19 protein-coding genes and 2 pseudogenes are annotated in these 16,479 nt (G+C 48.2%); 15 read left to right on the top strand and 6 right to left on the bottom strand.

Annotated features, from left to right (window positions below):
* Nucleotides 1-35: 35 nt before the first annotated feature.
* The 5 genes from L379_RS00970 to L379_RS26145 all read left to right on the top strand — a co-directional run bounded on the left by L379_RS00970 (nucleotide 36) and on the right by L379_RS26145 (nucleotide 2,338).
* Entirely contained in the window at nucleotides 36-824 is a 789-nt protein-coding gene (locus tag L379_RS00970; RefSeq protein ID WP_032655902.1) for a receptor-recognizing protein, read from the top strand.
* Nucleotides 825-898: 74 nt separating this feature from the next.
* A complete protein-coding gene (locus tag L379_RS00975; protein ID WP_000064173.1) occupies nucleotides 899-1,222 on the top strand; it encodes a hypothetical protein in 324 nt (107 codons plus the stop codon).
* A 13-nt stretch (nucleotides 1,223-1,235) separates the two neighbouring features.
* A complete protein-coding gene (locus tag L379_RS00980; protein ID WP_006812500.1) occupies nucleotides 1,236-1,928 on the top strand; it encodes a membrane protein in 693 nt (230 codons plus the stop codon).
* Between the two features lies 1 nt (nucleotide 1,929).
* Entirely contained in the window at nucleotides 1,930-2,181 is a 252-nt protein-coding gene (locus L379_RS26150) for a hypothetical protein (protein WP_000147960.1), read from the top strand.
* Nucleotides 2,174-2,338, top strand: coding sequence for a hypothetical protein (locus L379_RS26145; protein ID WP_006812499.1), 165 nt, complete (start codon nucleotides 2,174-2,176; stop codon nucleotides 2,336-2,338). The genes L379_RS26150 and L379_RS26145 overlap by 8 nt, the downstream gene beginning before the upstream one ends.
* Nucleotides 2,339-2,364: 26 nt before the next feature.
* Here L379_RS26145 and L379_RS00995 read toward each other — a convergent pair whose 3' ends face one another.
* Together L379_RS00995 and L379_RS01000 are read right to left on the bottom strand one after the other, a co-directional pair.
* On the bottom strand, nucleotides 2,365-2,889 hold the full coding sequence (locus L379_RS00995) for a GNAT family N-acetyltransferase (protein WP_006812498.1): 525 nt from the start codon (nucleotides 2,887-2,889) through the stop codon (nucleotides 2,365-2,367).
* A 3-nt stretch (nucleotides 2,890-2,892) separates the two neighbouring features.
* Nucleotides 2,893-3,162: a type II toxin-antitoxin system TacA family antitoxin gene (locus L379_RS01000; RefSeq protein ID WP_006812497.1), complete on the bottom strand. Its 270-nt coding sequence runs from the start codon at nucleotides 3,160-3,162 to the stop codon at nucleotides 2,893-2,895.
* 359 nt (nucleotides 3,163-3,521) lie between these two features.
* Between L379_RS01000 and L379_RS01005 the strand changes: the two genes are divergently transcribed.
* Both L379_RS01005 and L379_RS01010 read left to right on the top strand, forming a co-directional pair.
* Nucleotides 3,522-4,187, top strand: a complete 666-nt coding sequence (locus L379_RS01005; RefSeq protein ID WP_023315962.1) for an AAA family ATPase — start codon at nucleotides 3,522-3,524, stop codon at nucleotides 4,185-4,187.
* 5 nt (nucleotides 4,188-4,192) lie between these two features.
* The gene (locus tag L379_RS01010; RefSeq protein WP_160859104.1) at nucleotides 4,193-4,546 is read left to right on the top strand and encodes a hypothetical protein; all 354 of its coding nucleotides are present in this window, start codon (nucleotides 4,193-4,195) and stop codon (nucleotides 4,544-4,546) included.
* A 41-nt stretch (nucleotides 4,547-4,587) separates the two neighbouring features.
* Here L379_RS01010 and L379_RS01015 read toward each other — a convergent pair whose 3' ends face one another.
* Nucleotides 4,588-5,385: a DUF2971 domain-containing protein gene (locus L379_RS01015; RefSeq protein ID WP_080112990.1), complete on the bottom strand. Its 798-nt coding sequence runs from the start codon at nucleotides 5,383-5,385 to the stop codon at nucleotides 4,588-4,590.
* Between the two features lie 263 nt (nucleotides 5,386-5,648).
* On the opposite strand from L379_RS01015, the gene L379_RS01020 reads away from it, so the two are divergent.
* From L379_RS01020 to L379_RS01030, 3 genes and pseudogenes are all read left to right on the top strand, one after another.
* A complete protein-coding gene (locus L379_RS01020) occupies nucleotides 5,649-6,374 on the top strand; it encodes a hypothetical protein (RefSeq protein ID WP_006812583.1) in 726 nt (241 codons plus the stop codon).
* Between the two features lie 60 nt (nucleotides 6,375-6,434).
* Nucleotides 6,435-7,775, top strand: a complete 1,341-nt coding sequence (locus L379_RS01025) for a DnaB-like helicase C-terminal domain-containing protein (RefSeq protein WP_006812582.1) — start codon at nucleotides 6,435-6,437, stop codon at nucleotides 7,773-7,775.
* 158 nt (nucleotides 7,776-7,933) lie between these two features.
* Nucleotides 7,934-8,413, top strand: a pseudogene (locus L379_RS01030) (DNA primase); the annotation flags it as partial.
* Between the two features lie 17 nt (nucleotides 8,414-8,430).
* Here L379_RS01030 and L379_RS01035 read toward each other — a convergent pair.
* A complete protein-coding gene (locus L379_RS01035) occupies nucleotides 8,431-11,439 on the bottom strand; it encodes a Tn3 family transposase (protein WP_032655893.1) in 3,009 nt (1,002 codons plus the stop codon).
* Between the two features lie 163 nt (nucleotides 11,440-11,602).
* Here L379_RS01035 and L379_RS01040 point away from each other — a divergent pair, with 163 nt between their 5' ends.
* Together L379_RS01040 and L379_RS01045 are read left to right on the top strand one after the other, a co-directional pair.
* Nucleotides 11,603-12,169: a recombinase family protein gene (locus L379_RS01040; RefSeq protein ID WP_004098835.1), complete on the top strand. Its 567-nt coding sequence runs from the start codon at nucleotides 11,603-11,605 to the stop codon at nucleotides 12,167-12,169.
* Nucleotides 12,170-12,196: 27 nt separating this feature from the next.
* Nucleotides 12,197-12,904, top strand: a complete 708-nt coding sequence (locus tag L379_RS01045) for a hypothetical protein (RefSeq protein ID WP_032655891.1) — start codon at nucleotides 12,197-12,199, stop codon at nucleotides 12,902-12,904.
* Nucleotides 12,905-12,944: 40 nt separating this feature from the next.
* Here the strand turns inward: L379_RS01045 and L379_RS01050 are convergent, their stop codons facing one another.
* Complete coding sequence (locus tag L379_RS01050; RefSeq protein WP_000160641.1) at nucleotides 12,945-13,559, bottom strand: TIR domain-containing protein; 615 nt, start codon at nucleotides 13,557-13,559, stop codon at nucleotides 12,945-12,947.
* Between the two features lie 168 nt (nucleotides 13,560-13,727).
* Here L379_RS01050 and L379_RS25405 point away from each other — a divergent pair, with 168 nt between their 5' ends.
* The 3 genes and pseudogenes from L379_RS25405 to L379_RS01060 all read left to right on the top strand — a co-directional run bounded on the left by L379_RS25405 (nucleotide 13,728) and on the right by L379_RS01060 (nucleotide 15,790).
* Nucleotides 13,728-14,495 (top strand): DUF1883 domain-containing protein, encoded by a 768-nt coding sequence (locus L379_RS25405; RefSeq protein WP_001159650.1) that lies wholly within the window; start codon nucleotides 13,728-13,730, stop codon nucleotides 14,493-14,495.
* A 123-nt stretch (nucleotides 14,496-14,618) separates the two neighbouring features.
* Nucleotides 14,619-15,257, top strand: a pseudogene (locus L379_RS01055) (CpaF/VirB11 family protein); the annotation flags it as partial.
* Nucleotides 15,257-15,790, top strand: coding sequence for a phospholipase D family nuclease (locus L379_RS01060; protein WP_000792636.1), 534 nt, complete (start codon nucleotides 15,257-15,259; stop codon nucleotides 15,788-15,790). The pseudogene L379_RS01055 and the gene L379_RS01060, both read left to right, overlap by 1 nt.
* 172 nt (nucleotides 15,791-15,962) lie before the next feature.
* Here the strand turns inward: L379_RS01060 and L379_RS01065 are convergent, their stop codons facing one another.
* Nucleotides 15,963-16,277, bottom strand: a complete 315-nt coding sequence (locus L379_RS01065; RefSeq protein ID WP_000091613.1) for a hypothetical protein — start codon at nucleotides 16,275-16,277, stop codon at nucleotides 15,963-15,965.
* Nucleotides 16,278-16,479 lie beyond the last annotated feature (202 nt).

The following is a 16,479-nucleotide window of genomic DNA, read 5'->3' as shown; positions in this document are numbered from 1 at the left end:
AATTCAGGATATTCACATCAAAAAGGAGATTAGATGTGCCAATTGTCGGTGTTCCCGGTTGGATTGGGTCTTCGGCTGTCAGTGTGACAGGCCAGAGATGGATGAGTGCAGCTCGAACGGCGGTGCAATTGTCTGCTGCTGGGAATATGTCTCAGTTAGCAGGTCGTTCTAAGGAAATTCATTACAGCATCGGTGCGAATCATAACTACAACAAAGACACACTGATCAACTATTTAAAATCCCAGGGGGCGACGCCAGTCGTTGTTACCATTACAGGGGATCTGGTGTCGTCCAGCAGCGGCGTGCCATGTTTAGATTTCCCGAGTTCGCTTACCAACTCTTATATCAGCCTGGTAATCAACGCAGGTGTAACTGTCTATGGTCGTGGGGGTAATGGTGGCGTTAAAGGTGGCGGTGCTGCCGGTGGCACTGCTATTAACAACGGGATTGGGACTCGTTTAAGAATAACCAATAACGGCGCTATTGCCGGTGGCGGTGGTGGTGGCGGCGGTAACTCAGCCGATGGTGGTATGGGTGGTGGCGGTCGCCCGTTTGGTGTTGCAAACACTACAAGGCCGCCAGCTTCAACTTCGCGTGCGGCAACTTCTGGCACTCTAACCGCTCCCGGGATTGGTGCTCAATATTTGATCGGCTCTACCGCTGTTCAATACACATGCGGCAGTGGAGGTAATGTGGGGGCTGCTGGTGCGGCTGCTACTGGACGATTGGGGACAATGTACGGAGGGGGCGCGGCGGGTAAGGCTGTCACGGGGAACGCGCCTACATGGACTAAAGTCGGTGCAATTTATGGTGCTCGTGTGTAAGTACTTACCTACCATGTAAGGGTGATTTGTGGTATAAAACAGCCATCCCGATTTGACGATTCATGGAGGAAATAATGTCGAACGAGATGGCAGGCGTAACGCCAGAGCAGGTAGAGCGCATTGCCGCTATCGTTGCGCGTGAAGTTGTCGGCAAATTAGGTAAGGAGTTACGTGAGGAAATTGGCCAGGAGGTCAACGACCAGCTCAAAACCTACTTTGGCGATATGACGCCTTCGCAACACAGCATTCAGCACTCCAACCTGGACAAACTACTTAATCGGCTAGACGCCATCTCCAGCGGGTTCTTTGGCGGCATTATCTCAAAGATAACGTCGTTCCTGATTACCGCGCTGCTGCTGGGTCTGGCCGCTTATGGCGTGAAGAATGGACTGCAATAACAGGAGATCAAGGATGAAAACTCCGAGAGGCATTCGTAATAACAACCCTGGCAACCTCGACAAAGGTTCGCCGTGGCAGGGGTTAATTGACAACCCTGCCGAACCGCGTTTCTGCACGTTCAAAGATCCCGTATGGGGGATTCGGGCGCTGGCAGTAACGCTCATTACCTACCACGACAAGCGCCGCGCGAAGGATGGCTCCAGCATCGATACGATCCGCGAAGTCATCGAACGCTGGGCGCCTCCGCATGAAAACAACACCGTAGCTTACGTGAACGAGGTATCTAAAGCCGTTGGCGTGACCCCGGACATGATTATCGATCTGCACGACTACGACACTCTGCGTCCGCTGGTGGAGGCGATTATCCGTCATGAAAATGGCCGTGGCCCGCTCAAAACGCCGAACACCTGGTATGCGGCAGAAGTTATTGAGGAAGGTCTGCGTCGCGCTGGTGTCGTTAAGCCGGTGAAAACCGTGAAGGCTGTTCCTGTAACCAAAGAAACTGCCGGTGCGACCGTTACGGCGGGAATTGGTCTGGCACAGCTGGCCGACGTCATGCCACAGGTCTCTGCGGCAATGGACAAGGCGCAGGGACACATCACCAGTGGTGATACGGTTCGGATCATCTTCGGTATCGCGACCATTGTGGTGGCTGGCTTTATCGCCTGGTCACAGGTGCGAAAACACCAGAACGGGATGGTCTGATATGACCGGCAGCCTATTTTCAAAGCTGAAGTTTGCTCTGATGACTCTGGCTGCCGTTCTTTTCGTGCTTGTCGGTGCTTATACGATGGGAGGTCGTGCGGCCCGGCAAGCAATCGAAGAGAAGGCCAGACAGGAGGACAGGAAAAGGCTTCAAAGCACAGTGGACGTCAAAAATGAGACACTTAATGAAGTGCGGCGGAAAGATGCTTCTGCTGTTCATCGCGAGCTGCATGATAAGTGGCTGCGTGATTAAGACACAGACTTCCGGCGTGCTGTTCTGCGATGCAGCAAACCCTATTTATGTCAGTAACGACGACTTTATGACCGAAGAGACGGAACGCGAGATCCTCTTCCATAACACGATGGGAGAGCGATTGTGCAACTGGCAGGACAGACAAGCCTTGAATTAAAACAGCCCCTCAATCGAGGGGCTTCTTTATTTTCCACCAAACAACTTCTCAATGCCTTTTGTGGGATAGAACAGCGAATTGGCGTTATCACCCGTAAGAGGGGTAAAGCCTAACTGCTTATAAAACCGCATCGCATTCTCATTTTTGGCGTCAACAAACAAAGCGTAGATCCCAACGGCCAGGGAAGCCCGGTATACCACTTTCATCGCATGTGCCACCAGCGTTTCCCCATACCCTTGTCGCTGGATACTTTTGTCTATTGCCAGACGACCGAGCGTAACGCTTGGGGCGTCGGAATAGGGGACTTTACGCTGTTGAGTGTTGGAAGGAAGCGTGTTTCTTGCAAAGCAGCTCCCGGACAACGTGTAAAACCCCATCACTTTCGGTATCGGATCTCTCGTCAGAAGCAGATATCCGCGTAATATACGCCCGCTGTGTTGCTGGGCGAGGCGATTGTTAAGAAAATCATTGAGAGACGTTTCTCCGCAGTCGAAGCATGAGAAATCATATACAGCCTCTTCTGAAAACATCTCAATGGTCAGGTTGGCCACGTCTTACTCCATGCTTTGTAGACGCTCGGCAGCTCGTTTCAGCCTATCATTCGGTGCAGGCGGGTTACTGATGGCATCCATCACTATATTCCATGACTCTTCGCTAAGAATCAGGCGACGATGTTGCTCTATCACTTCCGCAGCACGTTCAGAGGCACTGGCAACCATAAACTGAGTAATTGTCTGGTTGGTCATTGCCGCAGCTTCTTCGATCATGCTCTTGTCGTCGTCGGTTAATCTGAGATCGATGCGCTGTTTTTTCAGTGCTGACATGCTTGTACTCCTAGCCCCACGCCTTGACTCGCGAGGCATCTCTATAGTCGATTTTTCAGTTTTCAGTTTTCAGTTTTCAGTTTTTCGATTTTCAGTTTTTCGATTTTCAGTTTTTCGATTTTCAGTTTTTCGCATTTAGTTTTGTAGACGGATTACGCCACTCTTTGTACGGCATCTTTCCGTACAAGAACTATAAAGCCAATCGAACAAACTTTCAACTGATTGTTTGTCCTGTGAGCCAACACCCGTACTGCCTATCATTTCACCTTTACACCGTAGCCGTAGGCATTTAGGCTATATCGCATATAAGAAAACAAGTTGTTTCATACGACAATAATTCACGCAAAGGGAACTCACCAATGACCAGGATCATTGTGGTTGGCGGCACAAAAGGCGGCCCAGGCAAATCTACCGTTGCCCAGCAAATTGCGGTATGCCTCAAAGTTAAAAAGAAAAAGAAGACTCACGTCACCGACATTGATATTCAGCGCACCACAACGAGCTGGTGTGAAGACCGTCGCCAGAACGAAGATCTTGAGCTAATCCCGTTCGCATACGTTCAGGACGACATCGTCAAACACATCAAATCGCTGAAGGGACGCTACGATTACGTCGTCATTGATGCGGGTGGTTTTGACTCCGAAATTCAGCGACAAGCGATGCTGCTGGCAGACTTCATCATTATCCCGCTGCGCCCTAAGCGTCGTGATTTGAAATCCCTGCGTGATATCGACCCGATTATCGACAACGTTCGCAACGTGAACGAGACTGTGAAGATCCGCGCGGTAGTGAACCAGTGTCCGTCACTGCCTTCCCAGGCGTCACGTATTCTGGCGGCGAAAGAAATTGTCGAGACATTCGGCATCGAGGCTGCGCCGGTTAACCTGTACAACCGTAACGTTTATGACGATGCGGAAGAGGCGGGTCGTTCTATCTTTGAAATGACTGGCGCCGAACGCGATAAGAAGGCAGAAGCCGAGTTCGAAGAGTTTGTAGATTACATCATGAGTCTGGAGGAAGAATAATGTCCATGAGAATGGGAGACCTTGCAAAGCGCAAAGATCCGGAAGAACCGGTAAAAAGCAGCACCCCAATGCGCCAGCCAGTCAGACCGCAGGGGCGTCCGACTCGTGGGAAAGAGAAGATTAAGAGCCGCACAATGTCGCTGGAAGACGAGTACTTCGATCTGCTGGAGATGATGAAGTTCATCCCTCGTTTCGAGAAATTCACCCGTTCTGACGTGATTCGTGCAGCCATTTTCCATCTGGCAGAGAAGTCGCCGCAGGAAATCGAAGACATCGTGAAACTGAACGAGGCGATCACCGCTGCCGACGTCACGATGCGCACCGATGAAATCAAGCGTGAGCTGATGAAGAAAGGCTAGTTATGATGAAGCGAACACAAACCGCTTGTGTTCGCTTCATCTCAAATTTCGTTTTTTTCGAATGCTGATATCACACCGGCAAGAATACCGAAATCAGCGCTAGGCCAATCAGTAAGCAGACTCATATCATAATCCGTTTTATCTAAGTCCCAAGTTCCCCTCTTGAAACAACATTTTTGGATTTTAATATTGTTATCCAAAATGCCATTTCTTAAATTATCATTTTCGAGTGCTGTAAGTTCAAAATCCTCATTGTTGATTCCTATGAATATCTCTTTAATAATATTTGTGCCTGGCGCCTTGTATATATAAAACCTATCTTCTTCATCATCACCGATAGGTATCAATTTGTCACTTTCAATAACAATTCGAACTTCTTTCTCATATTTCCAATGTTGGCTTTTTCTAAATAAGACCTTTTTAACTATATCCTTGTTTTTAAAGTTTTTATCGGAGATGATGACTCTGGATTTGTCTCGTTCATCGAGATAATCAATACCCCCTTCATTCGCAGTGATTAAACAAAGATTCTCATCGTGAAACCCTGCTAATTCGGTATCAATGCCAACAACATAACCTCTGTGGTGTTGAGCATAGTGAGACCACATTAGCACTTCTAAAGGTGATCTTGATAAGCATAGACTGGCTAGGTCTGAATTGATCTTTGAGCGAAACGTCAAATGCGCTAGCGAGTCTTCATCTTCAGAGGCAAACGATACACCGTAGGTTTCGAAAGGATCATTGAACTGACCAACTGGAGTAAATTTGAAGCTGGTTGCGTCATGATCAAAAAACAGTTTTAAAGTTTCTTCTGGGACGTATTTGTACAATATCATCATGTCGCCTTTTGTTGAGGTTTAGAAAGGATTATGCACTTTTTTGTGTTTCATTACAGCACTCAGAATCTGGTGGAGACTTCGAGTTCAGAACCTGCTTCTGTATATAAATACTAAGTTACTTATTATTATTTATACGGAAGCAGGTCTTTTTCTATGCCAACTTCTCAGACACATTCCCTTCCGTTTCCACTTCCAAAAGCTGTCTCCAGTCGCTATGATTCGCTCATTATGATAAGTAAGTATCTACCTATCAGGCGGTGCACATGAGCCAGATCTTCTTTAACACTATTAACAACGATCAGTACGACTTCATGACCGAGTGGGACACCACAGTCATGGACAAGTGGGTGGCCGAGAATATTGGGCTGTCACGCTGCAAGGATGAGGCGGAGTTGTTCGAGACAAAGTGGTTTGATTACCGCGACATGCACCCGCTTATGGCCACATGCCTCTTCACTGAGGCATACAAGCGCCAGTACTCATACATCATGCTGTCGCATGGCCGCGAACACTATGAGACGGCCCAATTCACTACCGGTTTGAAACGTGTGCCGTATCAGGAGCTGTCGACGGCCAACAAAACATCTCTCTGGAAAGCACGCCAGTTTGCCGACCAGTACTGCTGCTCTTATGACTACTTCATTTCTACCGTTCTTTCCGCAGCTGCACGCCGTCTGTGGGACAAATTACCTCGCCCCCAGCATCTCTGGCAGCCCGAGCTGATTGAGATATTCGAAGAGAAGTTAGCCAAACGCGCTGTAACCCGTCTGGATGACTCTCTGGTGAGTTTTAAGCATCTGGGAGACATGCAGCACGACCCGATTCAAGAACGCTATTTTGAGTGGGTTCTGGAGCGTCTGCGTGGCATTACCCGAGACAAACGTGTCCGCATCATCTTCTCCGCTGTCTGGTTGATGGAAATCGTGCCTGAGCGTGTGATTTACGCGCACTTCCCGGAAGAACTGGAAGAAGCACGGCGATTCTGTTGATCCCCTATTTGGCTTTTTTAGTATTAGAAAACAAATTGTTTAAGCACCAAAGGAAAGCACATGACCGAACTTTGCCACACAGGACGAGGGTTGTCTGAAGAGTTCGATGACGACTTCCAGAATCGACTCGCAGCCTACTTCTGTCGCGACCATGAGTTTCTGACTCGCGCCGGTGATCTGGTTGCGCCAAACCAGTTCTCCAATGCGGCCAACGCCATTCTGGTGAACATGGTGTCGGGCTACTACAGAATGTATAAGAGCGCACCATCATCGTCGGCCATACTCGACATGCTCAAACGCGCCAAACGCGATAAGACGATCCGCGAAGAGCTGTTCCCCGACGTCGTTGAGGCGTTTAAGCGGATTCTCGCTGAGAAGCTGTCAGACACGGCGTACATGGTCGACCAGGTCGCCACGTTCGCCAAAAGCGTAGCATTCGACGACGCGCTGATTAAAGCGGCTGAGATGAAAGAGAAGGGCGATTTCCAGGGCGCGATGGCAATCATGGCTAAAGTCCAGCAAATCGGCTCTAACGAAGCGACCGGCATTTACGATTACTTCTCTGAATCAGCAGAGCGTTACAAGGCGCGTGAGTATGAAGCGTCCGACGATTACGTGCCAAACAGCATCACAACGGGTCTACCGCTGCTCGACAAGCTGCTTTACCAGAAAGGCTGGGCAAAGCGTGAAATGGTGCTGTTCATGGGCTTCGCGAAGTCTGGTAAATCGACGGCGATGGGTGAGTTCTCCATCAACGCCACGCTTGCCGGTTACAACGTCCTGTATCTGTCGCTGGAAGTTCACACCTCCATTCTGTCAGATCGCTTTGACGCCCGTCTGTCTGAGACCGAAATGTCCAAGCTGGTGGAGCGCCGCGACGACGTCCATCGCAAACTGGCAGAGCTGGGCGCGACGAAAGGCGTGGGGAGCTTGTGGATTGTTGAACGACCGTCCGGAAGCATGTCGCCTGCAGATCTGGATCGTATGTTGGGCAGCATGAAAGCCAATGGCATGATCCCCGACATGGTCGTGGTCGACTACGCTGACCTGATGCGTGCCAGCTACGACCTCCGCGACGACCGCGCCAACATTCGCAGCATCTACACTGACCTGCGTGCGCTGTACGACAAACACAACGTTGCCGGCATCACTGCATCGCAGACTAACAGGGAAGGTGGTGCTTCAGAGGTGGCTACAATGATGCACGCAGCGGACAACATCGAGAAGGTGCGTATCGCTGACCTCGTTATCACGATCAACAAAACGGAAGAGGAAGAAGCGAAAGGCGAAGCGCGTCTGTACTTCGCTGGTTCACGTAACCAGAAAGGCGGCGTAAGCATCCGCGTTAAGCAGAACCTCGAACAAATGCGATTCATCGAACGCATTATGGACGTCCTCTAAAAAAAGAAGGCGTGGAGAAACGCTCTCCACGCCGGTCTCCATAAGAGAACAAATTTTCTCTTTTGCCAAAGCCACAAAAGAAAAAACACATGAGCCTTTATGGTATTCAAATACCGAGGCTTATCAAGATATTACCTGCAAAAAGTAGGGTTAAGAACGTGAGCGACTTGAAAGAATTACTGACCGAGCTGGATTTTGAACAATGGCTCGATATGGAAGGAATCATCTACCGTCGTGGTGGCGTCAGTACTCGTGGACGTGAGGTGAATATCAAGGAGTGTCCGGTATGCGGCAGCTCAAACTGGAAGGTTTATTTCAACCTGACCAATGGCGTCGGCAAATGCTTTGCTGGTGATCATCCCGAAGAGATTCAGTTCAACAAGCTGGTCTTCCTCAAGCACTACAGCGGCAAATCCCGTCGCGATTTTGAAGAGTACGTCCAGAACGCGCTGATCTCACAAGGATGGGCGCCGAAGACGGAAGAGGTCGTGCTGGCCAGCAAGGTTGAACTCGAAGGGCCAGTAGCTCTCCCGCGCCATTACGAACTCCCCATTGACGGTCGTCTTCCTGATTATCTGGTGGAGCGCCATATCTCCCCGGAGCTGGCCAAATACTTTGATCTGGGGTTCGAGGTCCAATGATGTAAAAAACCACGCTAAGAGGTTAATTCATTGTTTGTATTCAAATTTAATGGTCTTAACTCGCCCTTCAGAATATCTTCCGGTAACGAAAACGTATAATGTCCCAGCATATTTATATGGCCATGTATCAGCGGCGATAATCTTGCCAGATGCTCCTCTTCAGGTGTTTCCCCCGATTTGCGAAGATGTGACAACGCCTCCTGCATGTAAAGTGTATTCCACAGCACAACCGCATTGGTCACCAGACCCAGAGCACCGAGTTGATCTTCCTGCCCTTCACGGTAGCGTTTTCTAATCTCACCACGTTGTCCGTAGCAAATGGCTCGAGCCACTGCATGGCGTCCTTCTCCCCGGTTGAGCTGAGTGAGGATCCGACGCCGGTAATCCTCATCATCGATATAGTTGAGAAGATACAACGTCTTGTTGACCCGGCCCACTTCCATAATCGCCTGAGCCAGACCAGATGGTCGGCTACTTCTCAACAGTGAACGAATAAGCTCTGATGCATGGATGGTCCCAAGCTTCAGTGAGCCCGCCATTCGCATCATTTCATCCCATTGGGATTCTATTTTTGACAGTTCAACACATCCCCGGGCCAGCTCATTCAGGGCACCATAATGTGCCGTTTTATCTGCCCGCCAGAATATCGCCCCGCCTGCATCGGCCAGACGAGGGGAAAACTGGTAGCCCAGTAACCAGAACAGGCCAAAAATGATATCGCTGGATCCTGCCGTGTCCGTCATAATTTCTACCGGATTCAGCCCGGTCTGCTGCTCCAGAAGCCCTTCCAGTACAAAGATGGAATCACGAAGCGTCCCGGGAACTACAATGCCATGGAAACCGGAGTATTGATCGGAGACGAAGTTGTACCAGGTGATACCGCGTCCTGAACCAAAGTATTTACGATTTGGTCCGGAATTAACCGTTTTAACCGGTGTGACAAAACGCATACCATCTGCGGAGGCAACCTCACCACCTCCCCAGTACCCCGCGAGCGGCAGCGTGGACTGAAAATCAACCAGCCGTGCATTAGCGGTGACCAGCGTTTCTGCCCTGAGATAATTTTGTTTAACCCAGCTCAGACGATGGCGAGTAAGCGCGGGAATATTATGCTTTATCAGGGGTTCATGCCCTATATTGCAGGCTTCTGCCAGCAGTGTTGCGCACAGACTGACCTGGAGATCCTGCGCCCGAGCACCTGATTCACTGACGTGGCTGAATTCGCGGGTAAAACCGGTTCGGGCATCTATTTCAAGCAACAGCTCCGTCAGATCAACCGGAGGGATCAATTCTCTTACCCGACGATTCAATTGTATCAGTGCCGGTGGCTCATCCAGTTTATCCAGACTGCTAATCGTCAGTGAGGGATGCTTACCTTCATTGCTTATGCTGACCGCTGCGTTGCAGGCAAAACGTGAAGCCACTGATTTCCATGTGTCATCAAGCCGCGTAGCCAGTTGTTCTGCTGCTTTAGTTCCGTCTGATGGATGACCCAGCGCCCGACATACCGGGATGCGTTGTGCCTGCCATTCAGCTCCCTGAAGCAATTTTTGACGCGGGTCCCCCCACCGATCACTGTTCTCCAGCCAGAGATCACGACGGCGCAAAGAATCCTGAAGGCGCTCCAGCAGACAAAGCGAGTAACCGGCACGCTGTATCCGGCCCTCCGCATCGTATACCAGGCGTTTCCAGGGGCCGGTAATAATATGTTCAGGCGCATCGTCCAGGATGCGCTTTTTCGAGCCGTTCAGTTCGGTCAGATAATGAATGGCGGACAGCGTATGTTCTCCGGCTGGCGCTGCCTGGAAATGCAGGTCGCGCAATACCGCCGGAAGAAAACGCTTTACCCGCCCGTACTGTTCCACCATTTCGTCATGGAAATTGTTGTTCTGAGGCCGGGCCAGCTCATTTACCTTGCTGACGGATTCTGCCAGCCTACTTTTCGGTATGCTGCTGAATATGGTCTCCCTCAGTTCAGCATCGTCAGCCTGCTCAGCTAGCAACAATGAACATGCCTGCGCCAGCAGTAGCGCAGCACGGTCAAGATCTTTCAGCGTCCTGAGCCGTTTTTTCTGCCCCGTTTTCTTCGCCGCACGAGTGATATCCAGTATAAGCATATCGAGCACATCAACGGCTTCATCCAGCGCCGCAGTCTCCTGTGCTTTAACGAATGCGGTGAGTACGGCCAGCTTTCTCTGCTGTGGCATTCGCGCGATATATTTTACCGACGCCATGCCTGCGTAACGGGCCAGATTACGTAGTTGTATAGCGGGCAGACCGGTAAAACTCAGTCGGGAAAACTCCAGGTTTCGCAGCCGGATATACCGCTCCAGCGCTTCGGTAAATGCCGGACCGCTGACGGTGACAGGTCCCTTTTTCAGTTGCTCCAGCGGTGAAATTCGCTGCCCCTCAGGAATGTCCAGCAGCTCAGTCACGCGGGCGGTCTGCCAGCTGTCCGGCAACGCGGCCAGTTTCTTCCAAAGTTGCTGATTTGCCCGTTCACGTATTTCACTGACGAGACGTACAAGTGTGGTTGCTCCGGGCAGCAGGACCTTATTCTGAAGCAACCAGGCGGTGGCAAAATCAAACATCAGGCCGGGTCGCTCATTACTGAGCCATGCACGGGTGTATAGCAGGCGCTTCAGGCGGAAAGACCAGGGGAAATCGCCAAATTCATGGTAACCGTAATATTCCTTAATCAGCGCAGTATGCTCTCTGAGGGTGGTATCCCGTTCTGCGTAGCGGGAAAGGACTTCCGGACGGCGGATATTAAGCTGCACCGCGACAAATTGCTGAACACCCGGCAGAACCCGGGTTAAATCTGTCAGAAAGGTGCCCAGAAAACGGGCGGTGGTGAGCTGAAGCGCAATTCCCAGCCGGTTATGCCTTCCCCGTCGCTGGTTAATGAAGGCAAGATCTCGCTCATCAAGATGAAAATAGCGCGCCAGCTGCACGTCATTGGGTTCTGCAACATAGCGACCATAATTCAGTTCCTGCTCAGTGGTCAGAAAATCGACGGGCATATAGGCCTTCCTGCCTGACGGTTATATATTAACAATTTCGCAACCGTCCGAAATGTTATAATTTATAAGACAGCATAAAACGGCAGGCATGGACTGTCTATTAAATCGTATTTTTGCCATAATAGACACAAGGTGTCTGATATTCGATTTAAGGTACATTTTTATGCGACTTTTTGGTTACGCACGGGTCTCAACCAGTCAGCAGTCCCTAGATATTCAAATTAGAGCACTTAAGAACGCGGGGGTAAAAGCCAACCGTATTTTTACGGACAAGGCATCGGGAAGTTCAGCTGCCAGGGAAGGACTTGAGCTGTTGCGCATGAAGGTGGAAGATGGAGATGTCATTCTGGTGAAGAAGCTAGACCGTCTTGGTCGTGACACTGCCGATATGATTCAACTAATAAAAGAATTCGATGCCTTGGGTGTGGCAGTCCGATTCATTGATGATGGGATCAGTACCGATGGAGAAATGGGGAAGATGATCGTCACAATTCTATCAGCAGTGGCACAAGCAGAACGTACTCGCATCTTTGAACGAACAAATGAAGGAAGAATTGAGGCCAAGTCTAAAGGAATTAAATTTGGCAGAAAACGGAAAATAGACAGGAATAAAATAAAATTTATGCATGATAAAGGAACTGGAGCAACTGAAATAGCTAAGCATATGGGTATTGCGCGTTCAACCGTATATAAAATTATCAATTCAGAACGTTCACCAATCAATGATTGATTATCTTACAACTGACAAGGTGGAATTGTGAGAACATTTGTTATAATTTGGACGATAGCTTTCATTGCGGTAATTGCTGTAATGTGTACAGTGGATCTTTCATTATATGCACCTTCAATTTACACCGTATTTAATAAAAACAAACCTTTAGTAACTGGTATTATATATATACTACTAATATCTATTTTTATATGGCTAATTGTAGCGTTATATCTTTTAAAAAAATACTCATTTAAAGTAGAGAAATTAAGTTTAGGCGGCGTTAATGTTCTGTTCAATGAAAGTGGTACGTTATATCGCAAAAGTATAAAAAATCATCTGGATTCAAAAAGAGCTATCTTTAAGTTGAAGAAAAATGTGGACGCATTCGATGAAGTTATCTCATCATATTATCAGACATATCAATTTATTAGAGATGAAATGAAACTATTGAATCCAAAAAAAGACAATGAGTTATATAATATTAGCAATGATATGTTAATGGTGTTAAATAAATTTTTAACTAAAAATCAAAATAATTATAAAAGATGGTATAAATATATATCAGATAAGGATGAAGTTATTGATGTTATAACTAATACACCATTAAAAGTTCACCTGACGCCTATAAATAAAATACAAAAGCAATACTATAACTACAGTAAAATATGTAACGATTTTAAAGTAGTAAATGATTTTTTCACATCACGGGTTCAACAAACATTTAACGTGAACACCACCAAATGGGATTGGTAACAAGTAAAGGGGAGTATCATACTCCCCTTTACTGTTTCTGCTAGCCATTACGCATTCTCATTGGGGTAGAAAAAACGTATTCGCACTTATCTTTATCTTGATATGTTAACTCAATCATTTTTCTAAGGTTTTCTGGGTTATTGTGTATCTGATCCCAGTTGACTATTGATATATATGACTTTTCACTCATCAAGTTATCGATAACTCTTTCAGGCATATATGGATATATTTCTTTATATGTTGTTCTGTCGTTGATTGTTATCCACTCGGTTATATTAGGATGAAATTCATTTTTTTCATTTTCACCATGACTGGCTCTAATGTTGTTTGTCCCTGTTGAAGGAAGATTTATAATAAAAATACCTGATTTGCCGTTTCTGGGACTATCCCTCATGGATGAATATAATTCCCAATCAACATGCTTTCTATTTTTAGTCTCAGTCCCAACGAGTAAAATAAGAGCGGATGTATCACGTAAATATTCATCCCTTATTATTTCTCTGATCTTTTGAGGTTCTTCTTCTTCATCAATGTCACCAAGTGATACCGAGCGATTCACAAAAATATCAAAAACATCATTCATTTTTTCAAGTTCGTTTTTGTACCATTGGTCATTAGCATGGTGGTAACTGATGAAAACTTTGTGCTTGGTCACGCTTTTTCCTCATTTATTCTCTGGTTTACGGATTTTACATCTTCATCCATACCGAGTAAAAGTCTTATAATTTATTTTTTCACACTAAGAGATACTCTCAACCACTGGATACAGTATAATCAGGAAGTGGCTACATTCTTCCAATTCAAATGAAGAGAGCAGACTTACATGCAATTCATCCATAATGATCTTGGTCAAAGAAAAAGAGGGGAGATTGTTGAAATCACCCTTACCAGTGGTGCAAATGTTAGACTAATGGATAGTTCTAACTTCAGTAGTTATAAGAATGGCCGACGACATTCCTACATTGGTGGGTTAGCAAAGCGCTCCCCCATAAGGTTACAGATCCCTTCATCAGGCCATTGGCATATTGCTGTAGATATGCAGGGATTAAGGGGGAGTACCAGGGCTTCTGTTCGCGTTCTTCCAGGGGTTCTTCCTGAAATTCAGGATAGGCCGTTAAGCGAAGTTCCTAGTCTGGTAAGAGATAACAGACCACCGTCAACAGCACAGAGCAACGAGATACATGACGTATTTATTTCGCATGCCTCAGAGGATAAAGATGATTTTGTTCGCTCTCTGGCAAACTCATTAATCAGTCACGGCCTTAATGTATGGTATGACGAAATGACGTTAAGAATTGGTGACAGCCTGAGACAAAAAATAGACAAAGGTTTAGCAAACAGTCGTGTTGGGTTAGTAGTTTTGTCTCCGGCGTTTATAAGCAAAGGTTGGACAAATTATGAACTTGATGGAATCGTCACTCGTGCTATTTCTGGTGAGCAAATATTGCTTCCCATATGGCATAATATTACAAAACAAGAAGTTGTCGATTTTAGTCCATCATTAGCAGACAAAGTTGCTCGTAGTACTGCAACTCATACAATCGATGAAATTGCTCATGAGATAGCCGAGCTACTGCATTCTCGTGGTTAATGTTTATCGAAATTCAAATAGCAAAACAAAAGGATCAATCAGCGATCCTTTTTTTATTTTTATGAATATCAATAAATTACATTCTTAACGTACGTTTTCGTTCCATTGGCCTTCAAACCCCGTGACTGCCGGAAGATTACCGGCAGCAAGCAAAGCCTAACGGATGATGATTTTTTCCTTAAAGAGCTGCACAGCAGCGAAAAATGGCCCGCATTCCTGCAAACCGCCGTTGAGAAGAAACGCACTATCGTGATCTGCGGTGAAACCGGGTCGGGGAAAACGGTACTCACGCGCGCGCTGTTAAAATCGCTACATAAAGACGAGCGTGTAATTATTTTAGAGGACGTTCACGAAGTCACGGTCGATCACGTTGTAGAAGCCGTTTATATGATGTACGGCGATGCAGGAAAGATCGGCCGCGTCAGCGCCACTGATGCCCTGCGAGCCTGTATGCGTCTGACACCGGGCCGTATCATCATGACTGAGCTTAGGGATGATGCTGCGTGGGATTATCTTAAAGCACTTAATACCGGCCATCCAGGCGGTGTTATGTCAACGCACGCTAACTCTGCGCGCGATGCCTTTAACCGTATTGGGCTGCTTATCAAGGCGACCCCTATCGGCCGTATGCTCGATATGAGCGATATTATGCGAATGCTCTACTCCACCATTGACGTTGTGGTGCATATGGAAAAGCGGAAAATCAAAGAAATTTATTTTGACCCTGAATATAAAATGCAGTGTGTGAACGGGAGCCTGTAATGAAAAACTTAGCAACCTGGCTTCTGGCCGCAGCATTTACGACAGCCGCCCTGCCCGCCTTTGCGGTGGAACCATCCGTTCAGGTTGGCTACTCGCCTGAAGGAAGCGCCCGCGTTCTCGTCCTGAGCGCCATTGACTCCGCAAAAACCTCGATACGGATGATGGCTTATTCTTTTACCGCCCCGGATATTATGAAAGCACTGGTAGCAGCCAAAAAACGGGGAGTTGATGTGAAAATCGTAATTGATGAAAGGGGCAATACGGGGCGCGCCAGCATTGCGGCCATGAACTACATAGCGAACAGCGGCATCCCTTTGCGTACTGACAGTGATTTCCCTATCCAGCATGACAAGGTGATCATCGTGGATAATGTGACCGTTGAAACTGGCAGCTTTAATTTCACCAAAGCGGCCGAAACGAAAAACTCGGAGAATGCGGTGGTGATCTGGAACATGCCTAAGCTCGCTGAATCATTCCTCGAACACTGGCAAGACCGCTGGAATCGGGGGAGAGACTACCGTTCCAGCTACTGAATACTGACCGCCAAAAGGCGGTTTTTTTGTTCAAAGAAACTGATCTCAGTATCGCGCCCGGGGCAGCTGGCCAACGTCGCCGGCATCGCGCCGGCAAAAATCGAAAAACAGAAATATCAGCAAGATAGCTTAAACAGGTGTCGGGAAATTTCGTTGAGATATTTTGAAGGAATCACAGTGTAAGCAGGCGCTTTTTCAGGGAGGCGCGTTCTTGCGGGTTGCGTCCCTTGTGATTGGCGATGCGATCCGCCGTGGCGGCCTGGCGCTTGACGGGCCAGTAGGAGCGGCCATCCTTGCCCATCGACCAGACGCTGCTGGCCTGGTTTTCCAGCAGGGGCAGATGGGCGCTCAGGGCTTCGGGCGACGCGCTGGTCAGCGCCGTGCGCTCACGGGTGCGCCAGCGCTGATGCCAGAGCTTCTTGTCCTCGCGCTCGCTGCCGCAGGTCGTGTGCCCGACGATGGGTGTTTTGCGGCGGCTGCGGCTCATAACGTAGTGGTCTCCAAGAACATTCAGGACTGATCCCAGGCGTCGATGGTCAAGACCTGATCGGCAGGACAGGCGGCTACGCGGTCGGGAACTGGATGGTGTTCAGTCTCATGCCGACCCCATTCGATTGATCGCGTCGCTTGCGGCACGCTGCGACGCAAGGAGGTTTGCGACCTGGTTTAGCAGCCGTGTCCGCTGCATG

This window comes from Enterobacter sp. MGH 33, assembly GCF_000534535.1.
GTDB classification, from domain to species: Bacteria; Pseudomonadota; Gammaproteobacteria; order Enterobacterales; family Enterobacteriaceae; genus Enterobacter; species Enterobacter hormaechei_C.
The sequence above is the reverse complement of the archived record's forward strand: the minus strand, read 5'-3'. Positions and strand labels throughout refer to the sequence as shown.